This window comes from Bradyrhizobium sp. LLZ17, assembly GCF_041200145.1.
Classification (GTDB): domain Bacteria; phylum Pseudomonadota; class Alphaproteobacteria; order Rhizobiales; family Xanthobacteraceae; genus Bradyrhizobium.
On record NZ_CP165734.1, the window covers coordinates 2,841,839 to 2,861,540 of the forward strand.

The 19,702-nt window shown below is 60.4% G+C and carries 20 protein-coding genes; 14 read left to right on the top strand and 6 right to left on the bottom strand.

Annotated features, from left to right (window positions below; genetic code table 11):
* The first annotated feature begins 10 nt into the window (after positions 1 to 10).
* Together AB8Z38_RS13975 and cax are read left to right on the top strand one after the other, a co-directional pair.
* Positions 11 to 1,060 carry an AI-2E family transporter gene (locus tag AB8Z38_RS13975; protein ID WP_085350401.1) on the top strand — a complete coding sequence of 350 codons (1,050 nt, stop codon included), beginning with the start codon at positions 11 to 13 and terminating at the stop codon, positions 1,058 to 1,060.
* Positions 1,050 to 2,162 carry a calcium/proton exchanger gene (gene cax / locus AB8Z38_RS13980; protein ID WP_369725706.1) on the top strand — a complete coding sequence of 371 codons (1,113 nt, stop codon included), beginning with the start codon at positions 1,050 to 1,052 and terminating at the stop codon, positions 2,160 to 2,162. The genes AB8Z38_RS13975 and cax overlap by 11 nt, the downstream gene beginning before the upstream one ends.
* A gap of 106 nt (positions 2,163 to 2,268) precedes the next feature.
* Here the strand turns inward: cax and AB8Z38_RS13985 are convergent, their stop codons facing one another.
* The 6 genes from AB8Z38_RS13985 to AB8Z38_RS14010 all read right to left on the bottom strand — a co-directional run bounded on the left by AB8Z38_RS13985 (position 2,269) and on the right by AB8Z38_RS14010 (position 7,108).
* Positions 2,269 to 2,520 carry a hypothetical protein gene (locus tag AB8Z38_RS13985; RefSeq protein ID WP_369725707.1) on the bottom strand — a complete coding sequence of 84 codons (252 nt, stop codon included), beginning with the start codon at positions 2,518 to 2,520 and terminating at the stop codon, positions 2,269 to 2,271.
* Entirely contained in the window at positions 2,517 to 3,770 is a 1,254-nt protein-coding gene (locus tag AB8Z38_RS13990) for a cytochrome c (RefSeq protein WP_369725708.1), read from the bottom strand. Before AB8Z38_RS13990 ends, AB8Z38_RS13985 begins: the two co-directional genes overlap by 4 nt.
* 12 nt (positions 3,771 to 3,782) lie before the next feature.
* Positions 3,783 to 4,763 carry a GMC oxidoreductase gene (locus tag AB8Z38_RS13995; RefSeq protein ID WP_369725709.1) on the bottom strand — a complete coding sequence of 327 codons (981 nt, stop codon included), beginning with the start codon at positions 4,761 to 4,763 and terminating at the stop codon, positions 3,783 to 3,785.
* Positions 4,696 to 5,550 (bottom strand): hypothetical protein, encoded by an 855-nt coding sequence (locus tag AB8Z38_RS14000; protein WP_369725710.1) that lies wholly within the window; start codon positions 5,548 to 5,550, stop codon positions 4,696 to 4,698. Before AB8Z38_RS14000 ends, AB8Z38_RS13995 begins: the two co-directional genes overlap by 68 nt.
* An 11-nt stretch (positions 5,551 to 5,561) precedes the next feature.
* Positions 5,562 to 6,329 (bottom strand): gluconate 2-dehydrogenase subunit 3 family protein, encoded by a 768-nt coding sequence (locus tag AB8Z38_RS14005; RefSeq protein WP_369725711.1) that lies wholly within the window; start codon positions 6,327 to 6,329, stop codon positions 5,562 to 5,564.
* 395 nt (positions 6,330 to 6,724) lie between these two features.
* A complete protein-coding gene (locus AB8Z38_RS14010; protein WP_369725712.1) occupies positions 6,725 to 7,108 on the bottom strand; it encodes a hypothetical protein in 384 nt (127 codons plus the stop codon).
* A gap of 450 nt (positions 7,109 to 7,558) precedes the next feature.
* Between AB8Z38_RS14010 and AB8Z38_RS14015 the strand changes: the two genes are divergently transcribed.
* From AB8Z38_RS14015 to AB8Z38_RS14070, 12 genes are all read left to right on the top strand, one after another.
* Positions 7,559 to 8,212, top strand: a complete 654-nt coding sequence (locus AB8Z38_RS14015; RefSeq protein WP_369725713.1) for a cytochrome c3 family protein — start codon at positions 7,559 to 7,561, stop codon at positions 8,210 to 8,212.
* Positions 8,200 to 11,058, top strand: coding sequence for a 4Fe-4S dicluster domain-containing protein (locus tag AB8Z38_RS14020; RefSeq protein WP_369725714.1), 2,859 nt, complete (start codon positions 8,200 to 8,202; stop codon positions 11,056 to 11,058). The genes AB8Z38_RS14015 and AB8Z38_RS14020 overlap by 13 nt, the downstream gene beginning before the upstream one ends.
* Positions 11,055 to 12,422, top strand: a complete 1,368-nt coding sequence (gene nrfD / locus AB8Z38_RS14025; RefSeq protein WP_369725715.1) for an NrfD/PsrC family molybdoenzyme membrane anchor subunit — start codon at positions 11,055 to 11,057, stop codon at positions 12,420 to 12,422. Before AB8Z38_RS14020 ends, nrfD begins: the two co-directional genes overlap by 4 nt.
* Entirely contained in the window at positions 12,419 to 12,946 is a 528-nt protein-coding gene (locus AB8Z38_RS14030; protein ID WP_369725716.1) for a DUF3341 domain-containing protein, read from the top strand. The genes nrfD and AB8Z38_RS14030 overlap by 4 nt, the downstream gene beginning before the upstream one ends.
* On the top strand, positions 12,943 to 13,470 hold the full coding sequence (locus AB8Z38_RS14035; RefSeq protein ID WP_085350390.1) for a cytochrome c: 528 nt from the start codon (positions 12,943 to 12,945) through the stop codon (positions 13,468 to 13,470). Before AB8Z38_RS14030 ends, AB8Z38_RS14035 begins: the two co-directional genes overlap by 4 nt.
* A complete protein-coding gene (locus AB8Z38_RS14040) occupies positions 13,467 to 14,528 on the top strand; it encodes a hypothetical protein (protein ID WP_369725717.1) in 1,062 nt (353 codons plus the stop codon). The genes AB8Z38_RS14035 and AB8Z38_RS14040 overlap by 4 nt, the downstream gene beginning before the upstream one ends.
* Positions 14,518 to 14,649 carry a hypothetical protein gene (locus tag AB8Z38_RS14045; protein ID WP_369725718.1) on the top strand — a complete coding sequence of 44 codons (132 nt, stop codon included), beginning with the start codon at positions 14,518 to 14,520 and terminating at the stop codon, positions 14,647 to 14,649. Before AB8Z38_RS14040 ends, AB8Z38_RS14045 begins: the two co-directional genes overlap by 11 nt.
* Before the next feature lie 270 nt (positions 14,650 to 14,919).
* Entirely contained in the window at positions 14,920 to 15,693 is a 774-nt protein-coding gene (locus AB8Z38_RS14050) for an SCO family protein (RefSeq protein ID WP_369725719.1), read from the top strand.
* Entirely contained in the window at positions 15,690 to 16,631 is a 942-nt protein-coding gene (gene coxB, locus AB8Z38_RS14055) for a cytochrome c oxidase subunit II (RefSeq protein ID WP_369725720.1), read from the top strand. The genes AB8Z38_RS14050 and coxB overlap by 4 nt, the downstream gene beginning before the upstream one ends.
* On the top strand, positions 16,624 to 18,297 hold the full coding sequence (locus tag AB8Z38_RS14060) for a cbb3-type cytochrome c oxidase subunit I (RefSeq protein WP_369725721.1): 1,674 nt from the start codon (positions 16,624 to 16,626) through the stop codon (positions 18,295 to 18,297). Before coxB ends, AB8Z38_RS14060 begins: the two co-directional genes overlap by 8 nt.
* On the top strand, positions 18,294 to 18,938 hold the full coding sequence (locus tag AB8Z38_RS14065) for a cytochrome c oxidase subunit 3 (protein WP_369725722.1): 645 nt from the start codon (positions 18,294 to 18,296) through the stop codon (positions 18,936 to 18,938). The genes AB8Z38_RS14060 and AB8Z38_RS14065 overlap by 4 nt, the downstream gene beginning before the upstream one ends.
* Positions 18,935 to 19,243 carry a cytochrome C oxidase subunit IV family protein gene (locus tag AB8Z38_RS14070; RefSeq protein WP_369725723.1) on the top strand — a complete coding sequence of 103 codons (309 nt, stop codon included), beginning with the start codon at positions 18,935 to 18,937 and terminating at the stop codon, positions 19,241 to 19,243. Before AB8Z38_RS14065 ends, AB8Z38_RS14070 begins: the two co-directional genes overlap by 4 nt.
* The last annotated feature ends 459 nt before the right edge of the window (positions 19,244 to 19,702 follow it).

Below are 19,702 nucleotides of genomic sequence, written 5' to 3' on the forward strand. Positions count from 1 at the left end.
GACCTGCTGAATGGACACGGGCGAGTTCACCAAACGGGTTGCGATCGCAGTGGCGATCGCAACTATTCCGTTCCTGCTATGGTACCTTCGCTCGGTACTTCTGGTGGCGGTCGGCGCGATCCTTCTCTCGGTCGTCCTGGACCTCCTGTGCCGTCCGCTGCGCTGGTGCAGAGTGCCAAGGACGGCGTCGGTCGGCCTGACGGTGCTCCTTCTATTCGGATCGTTCGGCGCACTCGCGTACCTGTTCGGCACGACCCTGTCGAGCGAGATGCAAGACGTGCTGAAGCGCGCCGACGTCGCGGCCAAGACAATCGCGAATGGATTGCAGCATTCCGCGTGGGGGGCGGCGCTCCTGGAACACATGGACGCAAGCCAGCTCTCACTCACAAGCTGGGCTGGCAACATCGTCAGCGTGAGCAGTAGCGTGCTCGCCTCGATGGTGGTCATGATCGCAATGGGCGCGTATATGGCGGCTCAGCCCGGGGTATATCGAACCGAGGTCCGCAAGCTGCTTCCGCTGAGATGGGCAAACCCCCTCGAAGCCGCGGCCAAGCACATCATTCAGTCGCTTCAGATGTGGAGCATCGGCCAAGCCATCCAGATGCTGCTCGTAGGCGTGCTCACGACGGCGGCAGTCTGGTTGATAGGCTTGCCGTCTCCGCTGGCTTTGGGTGTCATCGCCGCGCTCGCGGAATTCGTCCCGTACGCAGGCCCCTTCATTGCGGCGGTCCCTGCGCTGCTCGTCGCGACGGCGCAAGGCTGGTCCCCACTGCTTTGGACCGCGCTGGCCTACGTCGCCATACAGCAAATCGAGGGAAACGTGCTGCTCCCGATGATCCAACGGCGGCTCATCGCCATTCCGCCAGCCCTGATCCTGTTCAGCATCTTGGCAGTCAGCAGCTTTTTCGGAGTGGCGGGCGTGATTTTCGCGGCACCGATCAGCGTGATGATCTATGCGGCTTTGGAGACAAGCGCCCTGAAGGCGCGCAATGCGCATGTTGGTCCAGACCAGGGACTTGGTGCAGATAATTCGCGTGAGAAGCCGCGGCATGATTTCTAATGCGGGAATGAACACCGGAAACAGGGGGGGTGAAGCACCAACGGTGCTCCTGCTCCTACTGGCTTTGACGCCCCTCTCGTTCGGCCTCGCCTACATGAACGCGCCGCCTGTGCTGCGATTCGTCACCAGCGCCGCGGCGATTGCCGTGCTGGCGGAGTGGATCCGCCGCGGTACCGAGCAACTCGCGAGGTACGCAGGACCTACCATCGGCGGCCTCACCATGGTGACGTTCGGTAGCGTCGCGGAGCTCGTGTTGGCCTTGTTCATACTTTCGAGCGGTGAAACGGCCGTCGTTCAGGCCCAGATTACCGGCTCGATCATCGGCACCAGCCTTTTGGGCTTGGGAATCGCGATCCTGATAGGCGGTCTCTCGCGGCAGCGGCAGACATTTAATCCGGCCAAGGCCGGACTGCTATCGACGCTCCTGATCTTGTCAGTCATCGCACTGCTGCTGCCGGCAGTGTTCGACTATACGGGTCGGCAGGACCAGTTGCACAACATCCGCCTCACCGATGAGGAGCTGAGCCTGGGCGCATCGATCGTATTGCTTCTACTCTACGCAGGAAACATCGGTTACACGCTGATCACTCATCGCGATGCCTTCGCCGACGAGGAAACCCAGGGCAGTCCTGCGTGGGGGCTGGCAATCTCAATCGGGATCATCGTTGGTGGTACTGCCATTATCGCGGTCGAAGCGGAGATCGTCTCCGAGGTGCTGAGCCAAACGGCAACAGCGCTGAGGATTTCGCCGACTTTTCTTGGAGTGATCGTACTGGCTCTCGTTGGGACAAGCGCCGATATTTTCGCGGCGAGTTGGTTCGCTCACCGCGACAACATGACGGCTGCTTTAAATATCTGCATTGGCTCCGCGATCCATCTGGTGCTGGTGGTCGCGCCGATTTTGGTCCTTCTGTCGGCGTTCATGGAAAAGCCGATGAGCCTGGTGTTCAGGAATCCTCTCTATCTTTTTGCAATCGCGAGCACGGCATTCATCGTCAACGCCATCGCCCGCGACGGCGAGACGACCTGGTTCGAGGGCCTGCTTTTGCTCGGCGTGTACATTCTGTTTGGACTCGGCTTCTTCTTCATTGGTCCGGCCTGACGATAAGCGTTGAGGATGGCCGATGTGCGCGGCTTGAGGTCCGCCAGATCGGACTGCTTGATCTCAGGTTCGCGTACTAAGCCGACAGGCAGAGCCTGAGCTGCTGCTACCGGGAATAAGTTGTGTGGTGGCGGTCTTCGCGCGCATGCTTTTGCCGCTCGGTGCGGAGAATGTGCCTGGTAATCTTTCGGTCACGCTTGAACGCGCCTTGCGTGGCGTGATACGCCGCGATTCCCGGCGTTTCCTTCGATTTGTCTGGCGCGGCGTAAGCCGCCGTTGTCAGCAGAAGCGCCGCAGTGCAGATGCCGAAACAGGTCATAGACTTCATGCCGATTCTCCTTGCAAGCAGAACATTCATCGGCCGCTGAGCTCCTGGGGAGTCGAGCGACGCAGATCTCCGACCTTTGACGCGGTTACTTGAGGCGCCGAATTGCCCCAGGCGTTTCTCACGTAAGTAGCGAGGTCCGCAATCTGCTGGTCCGAAAGCTTCCAATCGAAGGCCGGCATCGATACCTGCGTCGGCCGGGCGTCAGTGGTCGCGGCGTGCGCACCATACAAGATCAACCGGGCGATGGTGGTCGGATCTCGGTCCTGCACGGTGCTGCTTCCCTGAAGGCGCGGAAACATCGCCGGCACGCCCTGACCATCAGCCTGGTGGCATCCCGCACAATTGTCGACGTACAGTGCTTTGCCGGCGGCCATATTCTTGGGATCTGGTTCAGCAGCTTTGTTGTCTTCGGCAGCTGCTGGAACGTCTTTGAGATAAGTCGCGATCGCCTTGAGATCGTCATCATTCAGCTTCGAGGTCGAGAAGGTGATCACCTCGGACATGGGGCCGTACGCAACCGTTCGGTCGTTCCGGCCTGTCTTGAGGAACGTAACGATCTCGTCGATGCTCCAGTTGCCCAACCCCGACCGGAGGTCGGCCGTCAAATTCGGGGCGAACCAGTCCTGCAGTTTGCCGCCACGCAAGGCGGACTGCTTCTCTGCTGCGCCCAAAACATTCGTGGGGGTGTGGCAGGCGCCGCAATGTCCAAAACCCTGCACCAGATAGGCACCGCGATTCCACTCGGGGGATTTCTGGTCATTTGACTGGAATGTTCCTTCCCTGAAGAACAGTTCGTTCCAGCCCTTCATGACGAGGCGGTCATCCAGCGGCCATGCAAGCTCGTTAGGCGGCGGCGACTTTGCTACCGGCTCAAGCGAGCTCAAGAAGGCTTTGAGCGCGTCAGAATCCTCGCGCGTGACCTTGGTGTACCAGGGATATGGGAAGGCAGGGTAGAGATAGCTTCCGTCAGCGGCAATTCCCTGATGCAGCGCGCGATAGAACTGATCATCGGACCAGCTGCCTATTCCGGTCTTTCGATCCGGCGTGATGTTGGCCGAGTAGATCGTGCCGAACGGCGTCGGAATGGCACGGCCACCTGCAAATGGCTTGCCCCCAGGCGCGGTGTGACAAGCCTCGCAATCCCCAGCCGCGGCCAAATAGCGTCCTCTCTCGACTTGGCCGAAGGACAATTGTTCGCAGTGAGCGGGCGAAACGAAGAAACTTGCAGCAAACGCGTAGCACGAAACAAGCAGTGCCAATCTCAGAAGCGTAAATGACATTTCCCGATCTCCTCATGCCTGAACCAACGGGCCGGGATTCTTCAGGTATTGCGTTTTGATGGCCTGCGCGGACCAGAGCGCCAGAGCAGCAACCGTACCGGTGGGGTTGTAGCCCGGGTTCTGCGGGAAGGCCGACGACCCCATCACAAACAGGTTCGAAACGTCCCAATGCTGGAGGTAGCGGTTGAGAACGCTCTCACGCGGGTTCGAGCCCATGATCGCGCCGCCCGTATTGTGGGTCGTCTGATAGGGAGTGATGTCGTAATGGCCCTTTCGGGGGTTGCTCCTGATTTCCCGCGGCTTCATGGCCCGGGCGATCTGCTCAGCCTTCCCGGTCAGGAAATCCGACATCTTGTGCTCGTTGTCGGTGAAATCGAAGGTCATCCGCATTAGCGGTCTGCCGAGAAGGTCGCGGTAGGTGGGATCAAGGTCGAGGTAATTCCCTCGATGGCTCATGACCGACCCGTGCGTGGCGACCGACATCGATTTGAGGTAGTCGTGGACGACCGCCCTCTTCCATTTAGGCCCCCATTTCGGCGTGCCATCAGGCACCAGATGGGTCTCGATCGGGCGGCCGTTGGTATTCCAGCAGGCAATATAGCCGCCTCCTATGAATCCGAGATTCGTGTGGTCGAAGTTGTCTCCGTTGAATTCGTCAACGACCATTCCCAGTGCACCGGCACCGATGAACGGGTTCAGGATCTTGTCGTCATAGAACACGTCGACACTGGAGACGATCTGGTAGGCGTAGTTCTTGCCGAGCGTACCTGCTCCAGTGCTCGCGTTATAGGGCGTGCCGATGCCCGATAGCAGAAGCAGATGCACGTTGTGCAGAACGAAGGCACTGAGAATGATCAAATCGGCTGGCTGCTCGTACTCATCACCCTGGGTGTCGACGTAGGTGACGCTGACCGCCCGCTTCCTGTCACTGTCCAGGTTGATCTTGGTGACTTCGCACTCGGTCTTGAGCGCGAAGTTCTTCTTGCGAAGCAAAACCGGCAGGATAGTGGTCTGAGGACTCGCCTTGGAGTAATTCCCACAGCCGAACTTTTTCGCAGAAGCCGCAATATGTGCATGGACCGAGCTGCACCCCAAGAGGGTTGGTATAAGCACGAGACATGTTGGCCGATGGGGCCGGGAAAGGCTTTAGTCCGATGTCTTTGGCGCCCTCTGCAAACAGTGTGGGACCGTACGTCATCTCCATGGGCGGATTCGGATAGTCTCTGACCCGCGGACCCTCGAACGGGTTTCCGCCGGGCTGCATCTGACCTTTGATGTTCCCGGCCTTGCCCGAGATGCCGCAGAGGTACTCCCACTTATCATAGTAGGGTTCCAGGTCGTCATAGGTGACGCCCCAATCCTGGACAGTCATGTCCTGCGGTAGTGCTGCCGCGCCATAGCGGTCCGTGTTGTGGCTGCGGGCGAGGAAATCACTCGGCAGGAAGCGCCAGTTCTGTCCATTCCAATGAATTCCTGCCCCGCCCACGCCCGTTCCTGGGAGAAAGGAGCCAAGTTGGCGCATCGGCAGAGCTGTCTCGTTGGTCGAGTTTCGGAAGCTCAGCGTCTCGCGCGCAGGCTCCTGGAACAGCGCATGGCGATAATAGTAGCGGAGCTCGTCTTGAACGAACGTCGTGGCAAAGTCGGTCGTGGTATCCCGCCAACCACCGCGCTCGAGCGCCAGGACGTTCAGCCCGGCATCGGTCAGTTCCTGGCCGAGCAGTGCGCCCGTCCAGCCGAACCCAACGAGAAGCGCATCCACCGGAGGGAGCTTGGTAGCCATGTCGGGTCCCCCTATCCCTTTGGAGTCCAATCGGGACGGCCGTAAAGTGAGACTGGCGGTAACGGGTAGCGCTGGCCGTGCTTACTGACGAAGTCGCGGTAGTCGTATCGCGCGCCCGGAAAGCCGATCATCTTCCACGCCGCCATGTCCTTGTTTCCGCCATACAACGGATCGGCGAAGTATCCCTCTTGGGTGTTGAGCAGGAGCTGCTTGAAGAATGTCTTCGCGTCGACCTGATCGAGCTTTGCTTTTCCCTCCTCGAGTTCGCCGAGCACCTCGTCCTGCTGCTCTGCGCTAAGCTCTACGAAGGGCTTGCCGCCGAACTTTGTTCGGCAGTAGCCATCGATCGCTTTGATCGCCGCTCGATACAGCTGAGCCGGCGTCATTCTTGATTGGTATCCTTGGCTCTCCGTGCCCTTCGCCCAAGGCCCGCCCATGTACCACCGCTCGGCCCGCCCGTAGGCCCCGGCGAGCTGCCGATCGAGGAAGACGGTAACGCCCACCTCCTGCGCGCCCGGTCCAAGTTCGTCGTTCGGAATGAGTCGAGACACCGCGGCATCCACCCAGGCAACTTCATCCGGGGAGAAAAACTGATAGCCGCTCTTGGAAACAGGCACCGGGTTGCTGGCTTCGCCCGGCGCCCACGGGACCTTTTGCGAGATTGTGTCGGCTTTTGCCGTGCCGGAAGAAATGGCCAGCGACGACCCGGCGACAATTCCGGCGGCGAGCAGCTCCCGCCGGCTGACCCCCGAACTCGCCCTTCGTTCTGTCTTCGCCATCGCCGGCCCCCTTTTGTTTGTGGACGCAACAACAACTCACGAGGACTGCGGGTTCGCGCCGAAGGAGGGGGCACTTATCGAAAGTTCGTACGGTTGCGGACCATCTAACCAGATAAGGTCAAAGGGTCCCCGTCAGCAAACGCACGAACTCCAAGACATTTTCTGCTTGAGCTGCTTTGATTCGACAGCTCTCCCGCTCTTCGCCAGGAGGGAGTTCGTCAGCCGCCCTCCTGGCCCGATCCGCGAGTTGCTTCAATCGTTGGGGCAGCGGAGCGAGTTGTTCACCCCGGCCCCGACGCCGGCGTTTTCGTGGACGCTTCTCCGCAGCTCGCCGTGCCAACCGCTTCATCTCGCTTCTCATCTGGACGCCGCAGCTAGGACTCCGACTTTCGCCTTTACTTGGAAGTGCCCTGCCGCGAAGAGTTCGAGCCAGTGGTGCCTTGAGATGAGGAGGCCGAATTCGAGCCGGAAGGATTCGCGTTCATGGCTTCGAATACGGACATTCCATGCGGTCCGATCGTCATCACCACCGGATTGCCGTCCTTGCTCTTGGCTTGTACGACGAAGGACTCCGCGACGACCTTAACGTCCGTGAAGCCGGCCTTTTGCAGATCCTGCTGGATCTTTTGCGCCGCGGCAAGATTCTGGTTCGAGTTGCTCGCGGAATTGCCGGACGGTTGTGACGAGGCCTGAGATCCGTTCGTGGCGTTCTGTGCGACCGCTGGCGCTGCCAGCGCCATCAGGGCAACGGCAGAAGCTGTAATGAGCATCCTGTTCATGTGGGGACCTTTCCAAGTGGGAGATTCGATACGGATATAGCTAACGGACGGACACTACGTTCCGACCACTAGAGCTCTCGGTTGATTTAACCTCGGTACGGCGGCGAACAGAGCGGTAGCGGGTTGGGTTGCGGCGACGAAGTCGGTTGGTACGCTACCGCGCAAAGATTCTCAGCGCCTTCCATTCCCCGGAGGCACAGACCTGCGGTCAAATCGTTGAGCACGGCCTCAGCCTTGGGATCGCCGCAGGCTGACGCGCATTCGGGGGGCCGCCTCATGCTGGAAGATAGATCCGTCCGACTTTACCTCCGGCCACGCGTGCCGAGCGGGCTGAGAACTGCGCATGCCGGCGTAAGCAGGCGGAACGCTGAGGTCGGTATCAGCTGCCGTAAGCAGAGAGTGACGAATGAGCGGGATTGGCGATGAGATACCGCCAGCCGAGGCAGGCGCATGCAGATTTTCCGCACGGGCGCTGACACGGTCGCAAAGGTGCTTCTGGCCTCGTGCGGCGCCGCCCCGATCCTTCTGGTCGGGATAGCGTACAGTATCATGAGCTCGCCTTACGCAACTGGACAAGACGTGACGCGCAACCAGCCCATTCCGTTCAGCCATGAGCATCATGTCGGCGGTTTAGGACTTGATTGCCGCTACTGCCACACCTCGGTCGAAAAGGCACGCTTTGCCGGCCTGCCACCGACTGAGACATGCATGACCTGCCACTCCCAGCTTTGGACAAACGCAAGCATGCTCGCCCCGGTGCGTTCGAGCCTTGCCAGGAATAAGCCGATCGCCTGGCAGCGGGTCAACAAACTGCCCGACTACGTCTACTTCGACCACTCAGTTCATGTCACGAACGGCGTTGGATGCACAACGTGCCATGGCGCCGTCGATCAGATGCCCCTGATGCGCCAAGCGGCGCCCTTGACCATGCAGTGGTGCATCGATTGCCACCGTGCACCCGAAAAAGCACTGCGTCCTCGCGAGGAGGTGTTCGACACGAAATGGGCAGCACCAAATAACCAGGAGGAGCTCGGCCGCGAGTTGGTGGCAAAATACCATATCCACGTTGATCATCTGACGGACTGCTCGGTATGCCACAGATAGATCAGTTGCCCGTCAAAATGGTCCCGCGCGTAGCCGGCCCCAAACTGGACCGCCGCCAGGCATTGAGCCTCCTCGCGGCTGGCGTCGCGAGCGGACTGGCGGCTTGCAGCCGCCCCGACGAACAGATCATCCCTTATGTAAGGATGCCGGACCGCCTTGTGCCGGGCGAGCCGATGAAATTTGCGACGACTCTGGCGCTCTCCGGCTACGGGCGCGGAGTGCTCGTAAGTTCCGTCGATGGGCGCCCGATCAAGATCGAAGGCAACCCCAGGCATCCGGCGAGCCTCGGTGCGACCGACGTCTTCATGGAGGCCGCCGTATTGTCGCTCTACGATCCGGACCGCTCACGGACAACGCTTCACGACGGCGCCCTTGCCCCCGCGGAGGCATTCGGCGCGGCTCTGCTTGGCCAAAACCGACTGCTCAAGCAACGCAGTGGCGAGGGGCTACGACTTCTCACTGGCCGGGTGAGTTCGCCCACGCTGCTGCGACAGATCGAAGATCTGCTGGGCCGATTTCCGAAGGCCGCGTGGCATGCCTATGACCCCGCCGATGACGTCAACGCCCGCGCCGGCGCAATGTTGGCCTACGGGCGACACCTCGAGACGGTGCCACACCTCGCGCGCACGAGCGTGGTGGTCGCGCTTGGTGCCGACCCGCTGGGCCATGGTCCGGACCAACTCCGAAACGCAAGAGGATTTGCCGAGCACCGTCAGCCCCAGAACGACGGCTTCTCGCGTTTGTACTGCCTCGAGGCGGCCCCAACGCTAACCGGGGCGAAAGCTGATCATCGGCTCGCGTTGCGGCCGGCAATCATGAATGAAGTGGCGCTTGCAATCGCCAAATCGCTTGGCGCAGCTGTCCGGGACCCCGCAGTGCCCGACAATTTGAAAGAGCTCGTAGGGAAAATTACCTCCGATCTTAACTCCAGTCCCGACAGCTCCATCGTTCTCGCCGGCCCAACGCTTTCTGCCGAAACCCACGCGCTTGTGCATTGGATCAACGCTCGCCTCAATGCGCCATTGGATCTCATCGATGCAATGGATCAGACGCCTGCCGGGCGCCGGCCGGGAACGCTCGGTGAACTGGTTCGCGATTTGGAGGGGGGCGGCGTCGATCAGCTCGTCACGCTCGGCGTCAACCCAGCGTACGATGCTCCTGCCGATCTCAATTTCACCAACGCTTCCGGAAAAGCCGCCTTTCGACTGCACGTTGGCTGCTATGCCGATGAGACCGCAGCGCTTTCGAACTGGCACGTTCCCCTGAGTCATCCACTGGAGGCCTGGTCTGACCTGCGTAGCATCGACGGGACAGCCAGTCTGGTCCAGCCGCTGATCCGGCCGCTATATCGCACCCATACGGAGCACGAGCTCGTTGCGCTTCTCACGAGCGGCGATATGGCCTCGCCGCGCGATCTCGTTCGACAGACCTGGCAGGCCCAGGGCGGAGCCGACTTTGAGACCTGGTGGACACGCGCGCTTCATGATGGTGTCATCGCTGGCAGTGCCGCGGCGCCGGTGCGACCTGCACAGCCCAAGCTACCGCAGATTCCAGAACCGGGTGCCGCGTCCGGATTCCAAGTGGTGTTGCAGGCCGATCCAGGTATTTGGGATGGATCCTTCGCAAACAACGCCTGGCTCCAAGAATGCCCGAAGCCGCTGACGAAGCAGGTCTGGGGTAACGCTCTCGCGCTCAACCCCGAAGACGCTCGCCAGCGCGGTGTCTCTGACGGCGAGGTCGTCTCGATCCGATCAGGCGAGGCCTCGATCGACGCGCCGGTGCTTATTGAGCCGAGTGCCGCGGTCGGCGTCGGCAGTCTGGCGCTTGGGTACGGCCGCAATCGCGCCGGCGCGATCGGAAACGGCATCGGATGCGATGCCAATCGGCTCCGGACCGCGAAAAATCCCTGGACCGTCACGCAAGCCGTCATCGCAAGGACCGGCCGAAATCAAGAACCGCTCACAACGCAGAACATCGTACGCGCCGCGGACTATGTTTCCGAACTCTACCCGGTGCGGAAACTCGCGGAGGCTGCAAGGACGCGCTCGTCTCCGGAGGAGGAGCACGCTCCCAGTCTGCTGCCGGAGAAAGCGCCTCGCAGCGGGGATGGATACGCTTGGGCCATGGTCATCGACACCTCGCTGTGCATCGGCTGCAATGCATGCGTTGTCGCGTGTCAAGCCGAGAACAATGTGCCCGTGGTCGGTCCGGAGGAGGTCGCTCGTGGTCGGGACATGCACTGGTTGCGGGTGGACGCCTACGATCGTGGAACAGTGGCCGATCCGGCGCTCGGTTTCCAGCCGGTCCCGTGCATGCATTGCGAGCACGCCCCGTGCGAGCCCGTGTGCCCTGTCGCCGCTTCGGTTCACGATAGCGAAGGGCTCAACGCACAGGTCTACAACAGGTGCATCGGCACGCGGTTCTGCGAAGCCAACTGCCCCTACAAGGTACGTCGGTTCAATTTCAGGGGGTACGCCGACGGCCAGGAATACGCCAATCTCGGCTTTGAATCCTATCTGGCTCAAAAGAATCCAGAGGTAACCGTACGCGCTCGTGGCGTGATGGAGAAGTGTACTTACTGCGTCCAGCGGATCAGTTCGGCGCGGCGAGCGGCAGAGCGCGAGGATCGGGTAATCGGGACCGACCAAGTGCGTACGGCCTGCCAGAACGCATGTCCGACCAGCGCGATCGTCTTTGGCGATGTCAATCAGAATGGATCGAGCGTTAGTCGGCGCAAATCGGATCCTCGACACTACGCGCTCCTTGGCCACTTGGACACGCGTCCTCGGACCACCTACCTGGCCGACGTTCGCAATCCTCCATCTCTTGATGGTGATGGCAAATGAACGCCGTGCTTGAACCGAATGCGGCCGCGCCCGCCCCATGGGTTTCTTCGTACCGGGCCAGCGATGTCGAGATCACGCAGGCTGTGACGGCGCCTCTGTTTGCAAGGCCGGGAAAATTCTGGTGGATTGCTCTCCTGGTCAGCGCGCCCTTTGTCGCCTGGCTCGTGGCAGCACTGGTCTGGGTGTTTTACGAGGGCATCGGCGTCTGGGGGGTCAATTCCACCGTCGTGTGGGGCGTTGCGATTGCCGACTACGTGTGGTGGATCGGCATCGGCAATGCAGGCACGCTGATCTCGGCAATGCTGCTGCTCACACGGCAGCGATGGCGCGCCTCAATCAACCGGTTCGCCGAGGCCATGACGCTATTTGCGGTTGCCATCGCGGGGCTGATGCCTATCGTGCATCTCGGACGTCCGATCTACGCCTACTGGCTGGCTCCCTACCCCAACACGATGTCGCTGTGGCCGCAGTGGCGAAGCGCGCTCGTTTGGGATTTTTGGGCGATCATCAGCTATTTGCTGTTCTCGATCCTGTTTTGGTACGTCAGCCTCATTCCGGATCTCGCAACCATGCGAGATCGAACCACGTCGCGTACGGGTCAGTTGCTCTACGGCGCATTTGCGCTCGGGTGGAGCGGCTCGGTGCGGCACTGGCGTGCCCTGAGGATCCTTCATACGACCATGGCCGCGCTCGGTGTGCCGCTGGTGTGCTCCGTGCATTCCATCGTCGGGCTCGATTTCGCGGCAAGCTTGATGCCCGGATGGCAGGAAAGCATATTTCCGCCGTACTTCGTTGTTGGCGCGATGTACTCGGGGTTCGCCATGGTCGTCGTGCTTGCCTTGGCGATCCGCTGGGGCTTCGGACTTCAAGCCATCATTACGGGCAGGCACTTCGACGTCATCGGTCGTGTCTTGCTGATGTCCTCGATCGTGATGGGCTATTCCTACGCAACGGAATGGTTCATGGGATGGTATGGCGGCGCGCGCAGCGACCGCAGTCTCGTGGCTTTCGAGTTTACCGGGACTTATGCACCCCTGTTCTGGGCTTTACTGAGCTGCAATGTCATCCTGCCCCAGGCGCTCTGGTTTCCTCGCGTCCGAAGGTCCTTTGCTGCCCTATTCGCGATTGCGATCGCGATCAACGTCGGGATGTGGCTTGAACGCATATTGATCGTCTGGAATACACTCTCTCATGGATACATGCCGAGCCTTTGGCGGGTCTTTCACTTCACCATTTGGGACTTGGCATTCGTCATTGCACCGCTGGGCTTCTTTGCGTTTCTGTTCCTGATCTTCGTGCGACTGATCCCTGCGATTTCGATGTTCGACATGCGCGAACTCGCACACCGGGAGAACGTGGCATGACTGGGCCTCTCCTGGCGGAATTTCCGGATCCCGCCACTCTGATCGCTGCCGCTCGGAGCCTGAAGGTCCGCTCGGAATTCGGCCTCCTCGATGCTTTCACCCCCTTTCCCGTCGAGGAGCTCGAGCAGATCATCCCCGCCAGGCGCTCCGGTATTCGAGCGACCATGCTCTTGGCCGGGTTCTCCACCGCTGCGTTTGCATTTGCCCTGCAATGGTACAGCGCGGTCGTCGGCTATCCCATCAACAGCGGTGGACGTCCCCTGAACTCATGGCCGGTTTTCCTCCTCGTGCCCTTTGAAGTTGGCATATTCGCAGCCGCCCTCGCCGGGTTCATTGCTCTGCTGTGGTCAACAGGGCTGCCGCAACTGCACAATCCATTGTTCGACGTTGTCGGCTTCGAGCGGGCTTCGCAGGACCACTATTTCCTGCTCGCGTGCGGAGAGAACGACGAGACGACGCGCGAGCTCCGCCACCTGCTTCGGACGACCGGCGCAACGAGAGTTACGGAAGTGCGTGCACCATGATCGGCCGCCTGGCAATCCCCCTCACCCTGGCGTTGCTGCTTTCCGGCTGCAACGACATCTCGATGACGCAGCAGCGGCGATATGGAACGTTTTCGCGCGCGGCCCTATTCGAGGACAAGACGGAAGCACAGCCACTGCCGGAGGGTAGCGTGGCGCAAGGAGACATCGAACGTCAAAGGCAAACGCAGCAGCGCCCGCCTATTGGCGCGAGGCTGCTCGCGCGTGGCCGCCAGCGCTACGAGATCTATTGTTCTCCGTGCCACGGGCTGTCCGGAATGGGCAACGGAATAATCGTGCAGCGCGGGTTTCCGGCGCCGCCGTCCTACCACGGTAGCCGGCTTCGGGCCGCTCCCGCCGAGCACTTCTTCGACGTGATCACCAATGGCTACGGGGTGATGTACTCGTACGCTGCCCGGGTTGATCCAAACGACCGGTGGGCGATCGTAGCCTACATACGGGCACTCCAGGAATCCCAGGGCGCGAATGTAGCGGATAGTCCCGAGCTACGGAGCAGGTTGCCATGAGCTCAGGTGCAACAATCGTTCGCTTCCGTAATCTTCGCCGGTTTCGAGCGGTTTCCGGAATTCTGCTGCTGAGCGCCGCGGTAATTGTAACAGCGGGATATAGGACACCAGCCCTCTCTCGGGGCTGGCTGCTCGCGTTCGCCATTTTGAGCTGCCTGCCGATCGGCAGCATGATCTTGTTGCTGATACATTCACTAACCGGCGGCCGATGGGGCACTGTAACGGCCGCAATGTTGAGACCGTCGGCCGCGCTCACCGCGGCGGTGGCCATCGCCTTTCTTCCTATATTGGCAACCTGCAGCCAACTCTACCCCTGGGCACAGGACGGCTCGCAGATCGCCCAGGATGTTGGACGCTGGTACTTGAACTGGGGTTCCTATGTTTTGCGCGCTGGCCTTGCACTCGGCGGATGGTGCGTCCTCGGAATCACATTTGGTCTGGGCAAGGGCGGTCGTCTCCTCGCGGGACTGGGGCTTGCCTTCTACGGCGCTACCATCACCCTCGTTGCGGTGGACTGGTTTCTGTCCGTCGAGCCGCACTACGTCGCGACTGCCTTTCCGGCGATGATTGCGATCCAGCAGCTCGCAGCGACGCTGGCCTTTGTTGCGCTCCTGACCGCACCCGCCCTGGATGAATCTGCGGCTTCCGATGTCGGCGCGCTGCTGCTCGCGGTCTTGCTTGGCGTCGTCTACCTGGAATTCATGACCTATCTTGTCGCGTGGTACGGCGATCTGCCCGACAAGGCCGCATGGTACCTCAAGCGAAGCTCTCCAGGTTGGGCCACAACGATCGTACTTGCGTTTGCTTTTGGCGCTGCTCTGCCATTCTGCATCTTGATCGTACGCAAGTATCGGCGGAGCCGTTACGGCCTGCAATCGGCCGGGATATTGGTGCTGCTCGGCACCGTTCTCCACTTTTGCTGGCTGATCGTTCCTGCCTTTGATCAGCAAGGCGCGGTGCTCATCTTTGGTATGGGTGCGCTGGTCGCCCTCGCTGTGAGTGCTTTGCTGATTGGAGGTGCCCTCAGTCCCGCTTTGGAGGCTCAGCATGGCCAATGAAGAAATAAGGCGCCGGGCAGTCCTGCAATCGCCGGATGTCGCCACCCGCAACATCCTCGTTGCCATCGGGGGCTATCTCAGTTTCGTGGGCGTGGCCATGATAGCGATCTTTTTACGTTAAGGCGGATGCGCCCGCCGCTCTCACCCTGCCTACCCGACGAGAATTCCCGCAGCCCGCCCTCCAAACCGCTCCGGACCAGGATCTCGCCGGAGCATTGCAGAATGAACGAAAGCCTCTCTCTCAGTACAGCTGGATCGACCAAGGCAGGGGTCTCGCCAGGATACCCATTGATAAGGCCATTGAGATCGTGATTGCCAGAGGCGACCGCGGTTACGATCCTGTCGACAAGTTAAATCCTCCGGCGGCCGAGAACGTCAACGGAGTGCGGCAATGAGAATGCTCGCGCTTGTGCTGCTCATGGCCGTCTGGTCCTCCAGCGCCTACGCCGGTTTGACGAAACAGCAGCTCGACAACGTCGCGCTGGCGCCGCCTGAAGGAGCTCGCGTGTCGATGACGCTTGAGTTCCAGGACATGAATGGCAATGAGACCTCCCTCGGTCACGCGATTGACGGGCGGCCCACTGTGCTGCTGCCTGCGGACTTCACGTGTACCGAAATCTGTGGCCCGGCGCTCACGATTGTTGCGAGTGCGCTGCAGCAGACGGGATTGGCGGCTGGACGCGATTACAGCGTCGTGGTGTTCGGGATCGATGCCGGAGACGATCCGGCCGCAGCGCGCAGATTCGTGGGCGGACAAGTCGGCGGCCCCGGGGTATCGGTTCTAATCGGAAGCCAGACAGCAATCGACCATCTTACGACGACCATCGGGTATCGCTTCGAAACTGATGGCCAAAATAGCGCCGTCGCTCACCCGGCGGCGTTCGTTACCCTTACGCCTGACGGTCACGTTTCGCATGCGTTTTCGAGCCTGGGCTTGCAACCATTCGATCTCAAACTTGGGTTGCTGGAAGCTGGACAGGGAGGGATTGGCGGACTGAGGAGCCGCATAGCCCTACTCTGCTACGGATCCGATCCCGTTCATGGCATCTACACCCGGCGAGTCGACTTCGCCCTGAAGCTAGGCTGCGCATTTACCGTCGTACTTCTTGCGATGGCTATAACCATCATGTGCCGGCGGTCGCGGCGCACCGGGATGATCGCATGAACACGATTTTCACCCTGCCGGAGGCAAGCACGCAGGCTGCTCGTGTCGACGGCATATTTGCCGTTCTCGTGGTGGTCTCGGCTCTCACGCTTGCGCTCGTCTTCGGTCTGCTCGTCACCTTCGCCATTCGTTATCGTCGGGGTTCCGAGGCCAAACGCGGCCGATTGCCTGAAATCGTGAATCGCGAATTTGAGGTGAGCTGGACAGCCGCGACGTTGTTCCTGTTCGCATTTCTATTCTGGTGGGCGGCCTCCGCCGACGTAGGCGCCCTAACGGCTCCGTCAAACGCGCTGGAGGTGCATGTTCTCGCAAAACAATGGATGTGGAAGACGCAGCATTCGAACGGTGCTCGCGAGATAAACGAGCTCCATGTTCCGATCGGAAGGCCGGTGCGCCTCGTGATGACCTCGCAGGACGTCATTCACTCGTTCTTCGTGCCTGCCTTTCGCATCAAACAGGACGTTCTGCCCGGCCGCAACACCGAGACCTGGTTCAAGGCGACCAAGCTCGGCGTGTTTCCGCTGTTCTGCGCCGAGTATTGCGGTACGGATCATTCGGCAATGCGCGGCCGGGTCACGGTGATGAGCGAGGACGACTACACGCGTTGGTTGAGCCGACAACCCGAAGGCGATGACCTCGCTCACCTCGGCGCGAAACTGTTCGTGTCCCAAGGCTGCTCGGGTTGCCACGCAGGGTCTTCGAGCGTGCATGCCCCCAAGCTCGACGGGCTTTACGGTCGGACAGTCCAGTTGTCGGACGGCCGGCAGGTGAAAGCAGACGATGCCTACATCCGGGATTCAATCCTCCAGCCGAAGCGCGACGTTGTGGCGGGGTTCGAACCGATCATGCCGAGCTTTGCGGGGTTGCTCGACGACGGAGACGTACAAAGTCTGACCGCATACATTCGGTCTCTCGGACAGGAGCAAGATCATGAGTGACGTCGTGCTCGCCGGCGAACTGCCATTCCCGCAGCGTCCGGACTATCTGGCAGCCGGGAGCACGCTGCGATCCTGGCTCACCACCACCGACCATAAGCGCATCGCCATTCTCTATGCGGTCACGATCACCGTCTTCTTCTTCATGGGCGGGGCCGCGATCACGGCAGTCCGCCTCGAGCTGTTCGTGCCGAACGGATGGTTTCTGACCTCCGACACCTATAATCGGCTATTCTCGTTCCACGGTATCATCATGGTCTGGTTCTTCCTGGTGCCGTCGATCCCGAACACGTTCGGCAATTTCCTGATGCCGCTGATGATCGGAGCGCCTGATGTCGCCTTTCCGCGCCTCAACCTGTTCAGCTGGTACCTGACCCTGGTTGGCGGGGCATTTGCCGTCTACACTCTCATAGCCGGAGGCGTCGATACCGGTTGGACGTTCTACACCCCGTTCTCGACGATGTTCTCCAATACGCACGTTCTCACCGCCGCGGCTGCGGTGTTCGTCGTGGGCTTCGCGAGCATCGCAACGGGTGTGAACTTCATCGCCACCACGCACATGTTGCGCGCGCCGGGTATGACCTGGTTCAGGCTGCCACTGTTCGTCTGGTCGATCTATGCCACCTCGATCGTCATGGTGCTGTCGACTCCTGTACTCGCGATTTCGCTCATGCTGGTGATAGCAGAGCGTTGGTTGGGGCTGCCCATCTTCGATCCCACACGCGGGGGCGATCCCATTCTCTTCCAGCACCTGTTCTGGTTCTACTCTCACCCGGCGGTCTACATCATGGTGCTCCCGGCTATGGGAGTGGTGTCGGAGATCATTCCCTGCTTCGCCCGACGCCGGCTCTTCGGTTACGACTTCATGGTCTACGCCATCATTGCCATTGCTGGGATCGGCTTCTTCGTCTGGGGACACCATATGTTTGTGTCGGGGCAATCGCCCTATGCGAGCCTTATCTTCTCGTTCCTTTCCTTCGTCATTGCGGTGCCTTCGGCGATCAAGGTCTTCAATTGGACGGCCTCGCTCTATCGCGGACAGATCAGCTTCAATTCGCCAATGCTCTATGCACTCGGTTTCGTGGGATTGTTCACGACTGGAGGACTATCAGGGCTGTTTCTGGCTTCGATCCCGGTCGACGTCCACGTAACCGATACTTACTTTGTCGTTGCGCATTTTCATTACATCATGGTCGGCGGTTCGGTGTCCGCGTTCTTCGGTGCCCTGCACTTCTGGTGGCCAAAGATCACCGGGAAAATGTACCCGGAATCCTGGGCACAGTTTGCCGCCATCACGATGTATTTCGGCTTCAATATGACTTTCCTGCCGCAATTTTTCGCCGGGTATCTCGGAATGCCGCGGCGCTATCACACCTACCCGGCGGAGTTCCAGCTGTACAATGTTATGTCATCGGCCGGCGCCGCCGTTCTCGCCGCCGCTTATCTGCTTCCGCTGATGTACCTGACCTGGTCCCTTCTTCATGGCAAGCGCGCACCGAGCAATCCCTGGAGCGCCACCGGGCTGGAGTGGACGACGTCCTCGCCGCCGCCGCCGAACAACTTCGATATGCAGCCGCTTGTCGACCGTGGCCCTTATCAGTATCACGCCGAACGAGAGTCGGCCGGTACCGACGCCCCAGAAGTTCAGAACGCCAGGTCGCTACGATGACGGACGCAACCGCACTGCTTCGAGAACCCTGGGAGCACTTCGAGCGCCAGCAACGGGCGGGAAAGTTCGGAATCTGGGTCTTCCTCGCAAGCGAGACCCTGTTCTTCGGAGCACTTATGCTCACCTATGCGGTCTGCCGGGTCGAGCACCCGGAGGCGTTTGCCGCAGCGGGGCGCGCCACAAACATCTGGTTCGGCACGATCAACACCGCTATCCTGCTTACGAGCAGTCTCACCATGGCGGTCGCGTCGCAAGCTGCGGCCCAGAGCGAACGCTCCCGCACTCTCGTCCTCACCTGCCTCGGGCTGACTGCGGCGCTCGGACTCGCGTTCATTGTCGTGAAGGGCTTCGAATACAAGGAGGACATCGACAAACAACTGATCCCTGGAGCGGGCTTTGCGCTGTCACAGGCAGCCGCGCAGCTTTTCTATGGTCTGTATTGGCTGGTTACCGGGGTGCATGCAATCCATCTCACGATCGGCATCGTGCTTGTCGTCAGGCTGATTGTGCTTGGAGCAACCAGGCGAATTCGCCTGCGCGAGAATCCCGAAATAGAAGTCACCGCGCTCTATTGGCATCTCGTCGATATCGTCTGGATCTTTCTATATCCCCTCATCTATTTGCCAGGGAGAGCCTCATGACCGGAAATCGATCGCATCCAAGCCGTTCGTCAGCTCTATGGCTCAAGAACGGGATCATCTGGCTCGCACTTCTCGCTTTGCTCTTACTGAGCATGTTCCTGGCTTACATTCCTATGGGTCCCGTCACCGTCGCGTCGGGAATTATTGTCGCGGTCATTAAATCGAGCTTGGTTGTGGTGTTTTTCATGGAGCTCATCCAAGCTCGCGCACTGGTCAGGCTTGCCGCCGTCTCCGGCTTGATCTTTCTCGCGGCCATGTTCTTGCTTACTTTTGCAGATGTGCTGACCAGAACAGGAAAGATCTAGCCCCGCCAAACAAAGCCGGTGCTCCAGCGTACCATTCTGACGAACGGCTGGCGGGCGGCCGCGTTCTAATCGCCGAGAGCGAACCGTTGGTTTTTGATCCGCTATGCAGCGCTATTTCTTCGACCAATGCGAGGGCCTCAAGGTGAGGCTGGATCACGTGGGCATGGTGCTCCCGAACGAGGCTGCGGCCCGACAGGAAGCCTTGTGTGAGCTGGCCGAGGCTTTTAGCGAGGCCATCCTGACCGACACAGGCGCGCATCCTGTAATTCGGATCAGGAACGAGCAACGCGTCCTCGATACGGTAAGTAGTCTCCGCCCAGACGGACCGAGCTTCATGACTCGGGGAGTCGCCTTCCTGCTTCCAGCCGGTAGTCCGGCTCGATCCACGGGCGGCGCCGAATTTTACCCGGTTGGCCGAAACCCATCGCCAAGCGTTCTTCGCGCGTCCGAGTCGAACAT

What these genes read in the sequence shown, in the direction of transcription:
- AB8Z38_RS13975 (WP_085350401.1), top strand. Translation starts at nt 11, where the DNA reads ATGGACACGGGCGAGTTCACCAAACGGGTTGCGATCGCAGTGGCGATC.
- cax (WP_369725706.1), top strand. Translation starts at nt 1,050, where the DNA reads ATGATTTCTAATGCGGGAATGAACACCGGAAACAGGGGGGGTGAAGCA.
- AB8Z38_RS13985 (WP_369725707.1), bottom strand. Translation starts at nt 2,520, where the DNA reads ATGAATGTTCTGCTTGCAAGGAGAATCGGCATGAAGTCTATGACCTGT.
- AB8Z38_RS13990 (WP_369725708.1), bottom strand. Translation starts at nt 3,770, where the DNA reads ATGTCATTTACGCTTCTGAGATTGGCACTGCTTGTTTCGTGCTACGCG.
- AB8Z38_RS14000 (WP_369725710.1), bottom strand. Translation starts at nt 5,550, where the DNA reads ATGGCTACCAAGCTCCCTCCGGTGGATGCGCTTCTCGTTGGGTTCGGC.
- AB8Z38_RS14005 (WP_369725711.1), bottom strand. Translation starts at nt 6,329, where the DNA reads ATGGCGAAGACAGAACGAAGGGCGAGTTCGGGGGTCAGCCGGCGGGAG.
- AB8Z38_RS14010 (WP_369725712.1), bottom strand. Translation starts at nt 7,108, where the DNA reads ATGAACAGGATGCTCATTACAGCTTCTGCCGTTGCCCTGATGGCGCTG.
- AB8Z38_RS14015 (WP_369725713.1), top strand. Translation starts at nt 7,559, where the DNA reads ATGCAGATTTTCCGCACGGGCGCTGACACGGTCGCAAAGGTGCTTCTG.
- AB8Z38_RS14020 (WP_369725714.1), top strand. Translation starts at nt 8,200, where the DNA reads ATGCCACAGATAGATCAGTTGCCCGTCAAAATGGTCCCGCGCGTAGCC.
- nrfD (WP_369725715.1), top strand. Translation starts at nt 11,055, where the DNA reads ATGAACGCCGTGCTTGAACCGAATGCGGCCGCGCCCGCCCCATGGGTT.
- AB8Z38_RS14030 (WP_369725716.1), top strand. Translation starts at nt 12,419, where the DNA reads ATGACTGGGCCTCTCCTGGCGGAATTTCCGGATCCCGCCACTCTGATC.
- AB8Z38_RS14035 (WP_085350390.1), top strand. Translation starts at nt 12,943, where the DNA reads ATGATCGGCCGCCTGGCAATCCCCCTCACCCTGGCGTTGCTGCTTTCC.
- AB8Z38_RS14040 (WP_369725717.1), top strand. Translation starts at nt 13,467, where the DNA reads ATGAGCTCAGGTGCAACAATCGTTCGCTTCCGTAATCTTCGCCGGTTT.
- AB8Z38_RS14045 (WP_369725718.1), top strand. Translation starts at nt 14,518, where the DNA reads ATGGCCAATGAAGAAATAAGGCGCCGGGCAGTCCTGCAATCGCCGGAT.
- AB8Z38_RS14050 (WP_369725719.1), top strand. Translation starts at nt 14,920, where the DNA reads ATGAGAATGCTCGCGCTTGTGCTGCTCATGGCCGTCTGGTCCTCCAGC.
- coxB (WP_369725720.1), top strand. Translation starts at nt 15,690, where the DNA reads ATGAACACGATTTTCACCCTGCCGGAGGCAAGCACGCAGGCTGCTCGT.
- AB8Z38_RS14060 (WP_369725721.1), top strand. Translation starts at nt 16,624, where the DNA reads ATGAGTGACGTCGTGCTCGCCGGCGAACTGCCATTCCCGCAGCGTCCG.
- AB8Z38_RS14065 (WP_369725722.1), top strand. Translation starts at nt 18,294, where the DNA reads ATGACGGACGCAACCGCACTGCTTCGAGAACCCTGGGAGCACTTCGAG.
- AB8Z38_RS14070 (WP_369725723.1), top strand. Translation starts at nt 18,935, where the DNA reads ATGACCGGAAATCGATCGCATCCAAGCCGTTCGTCAGCTCTATGGCTC.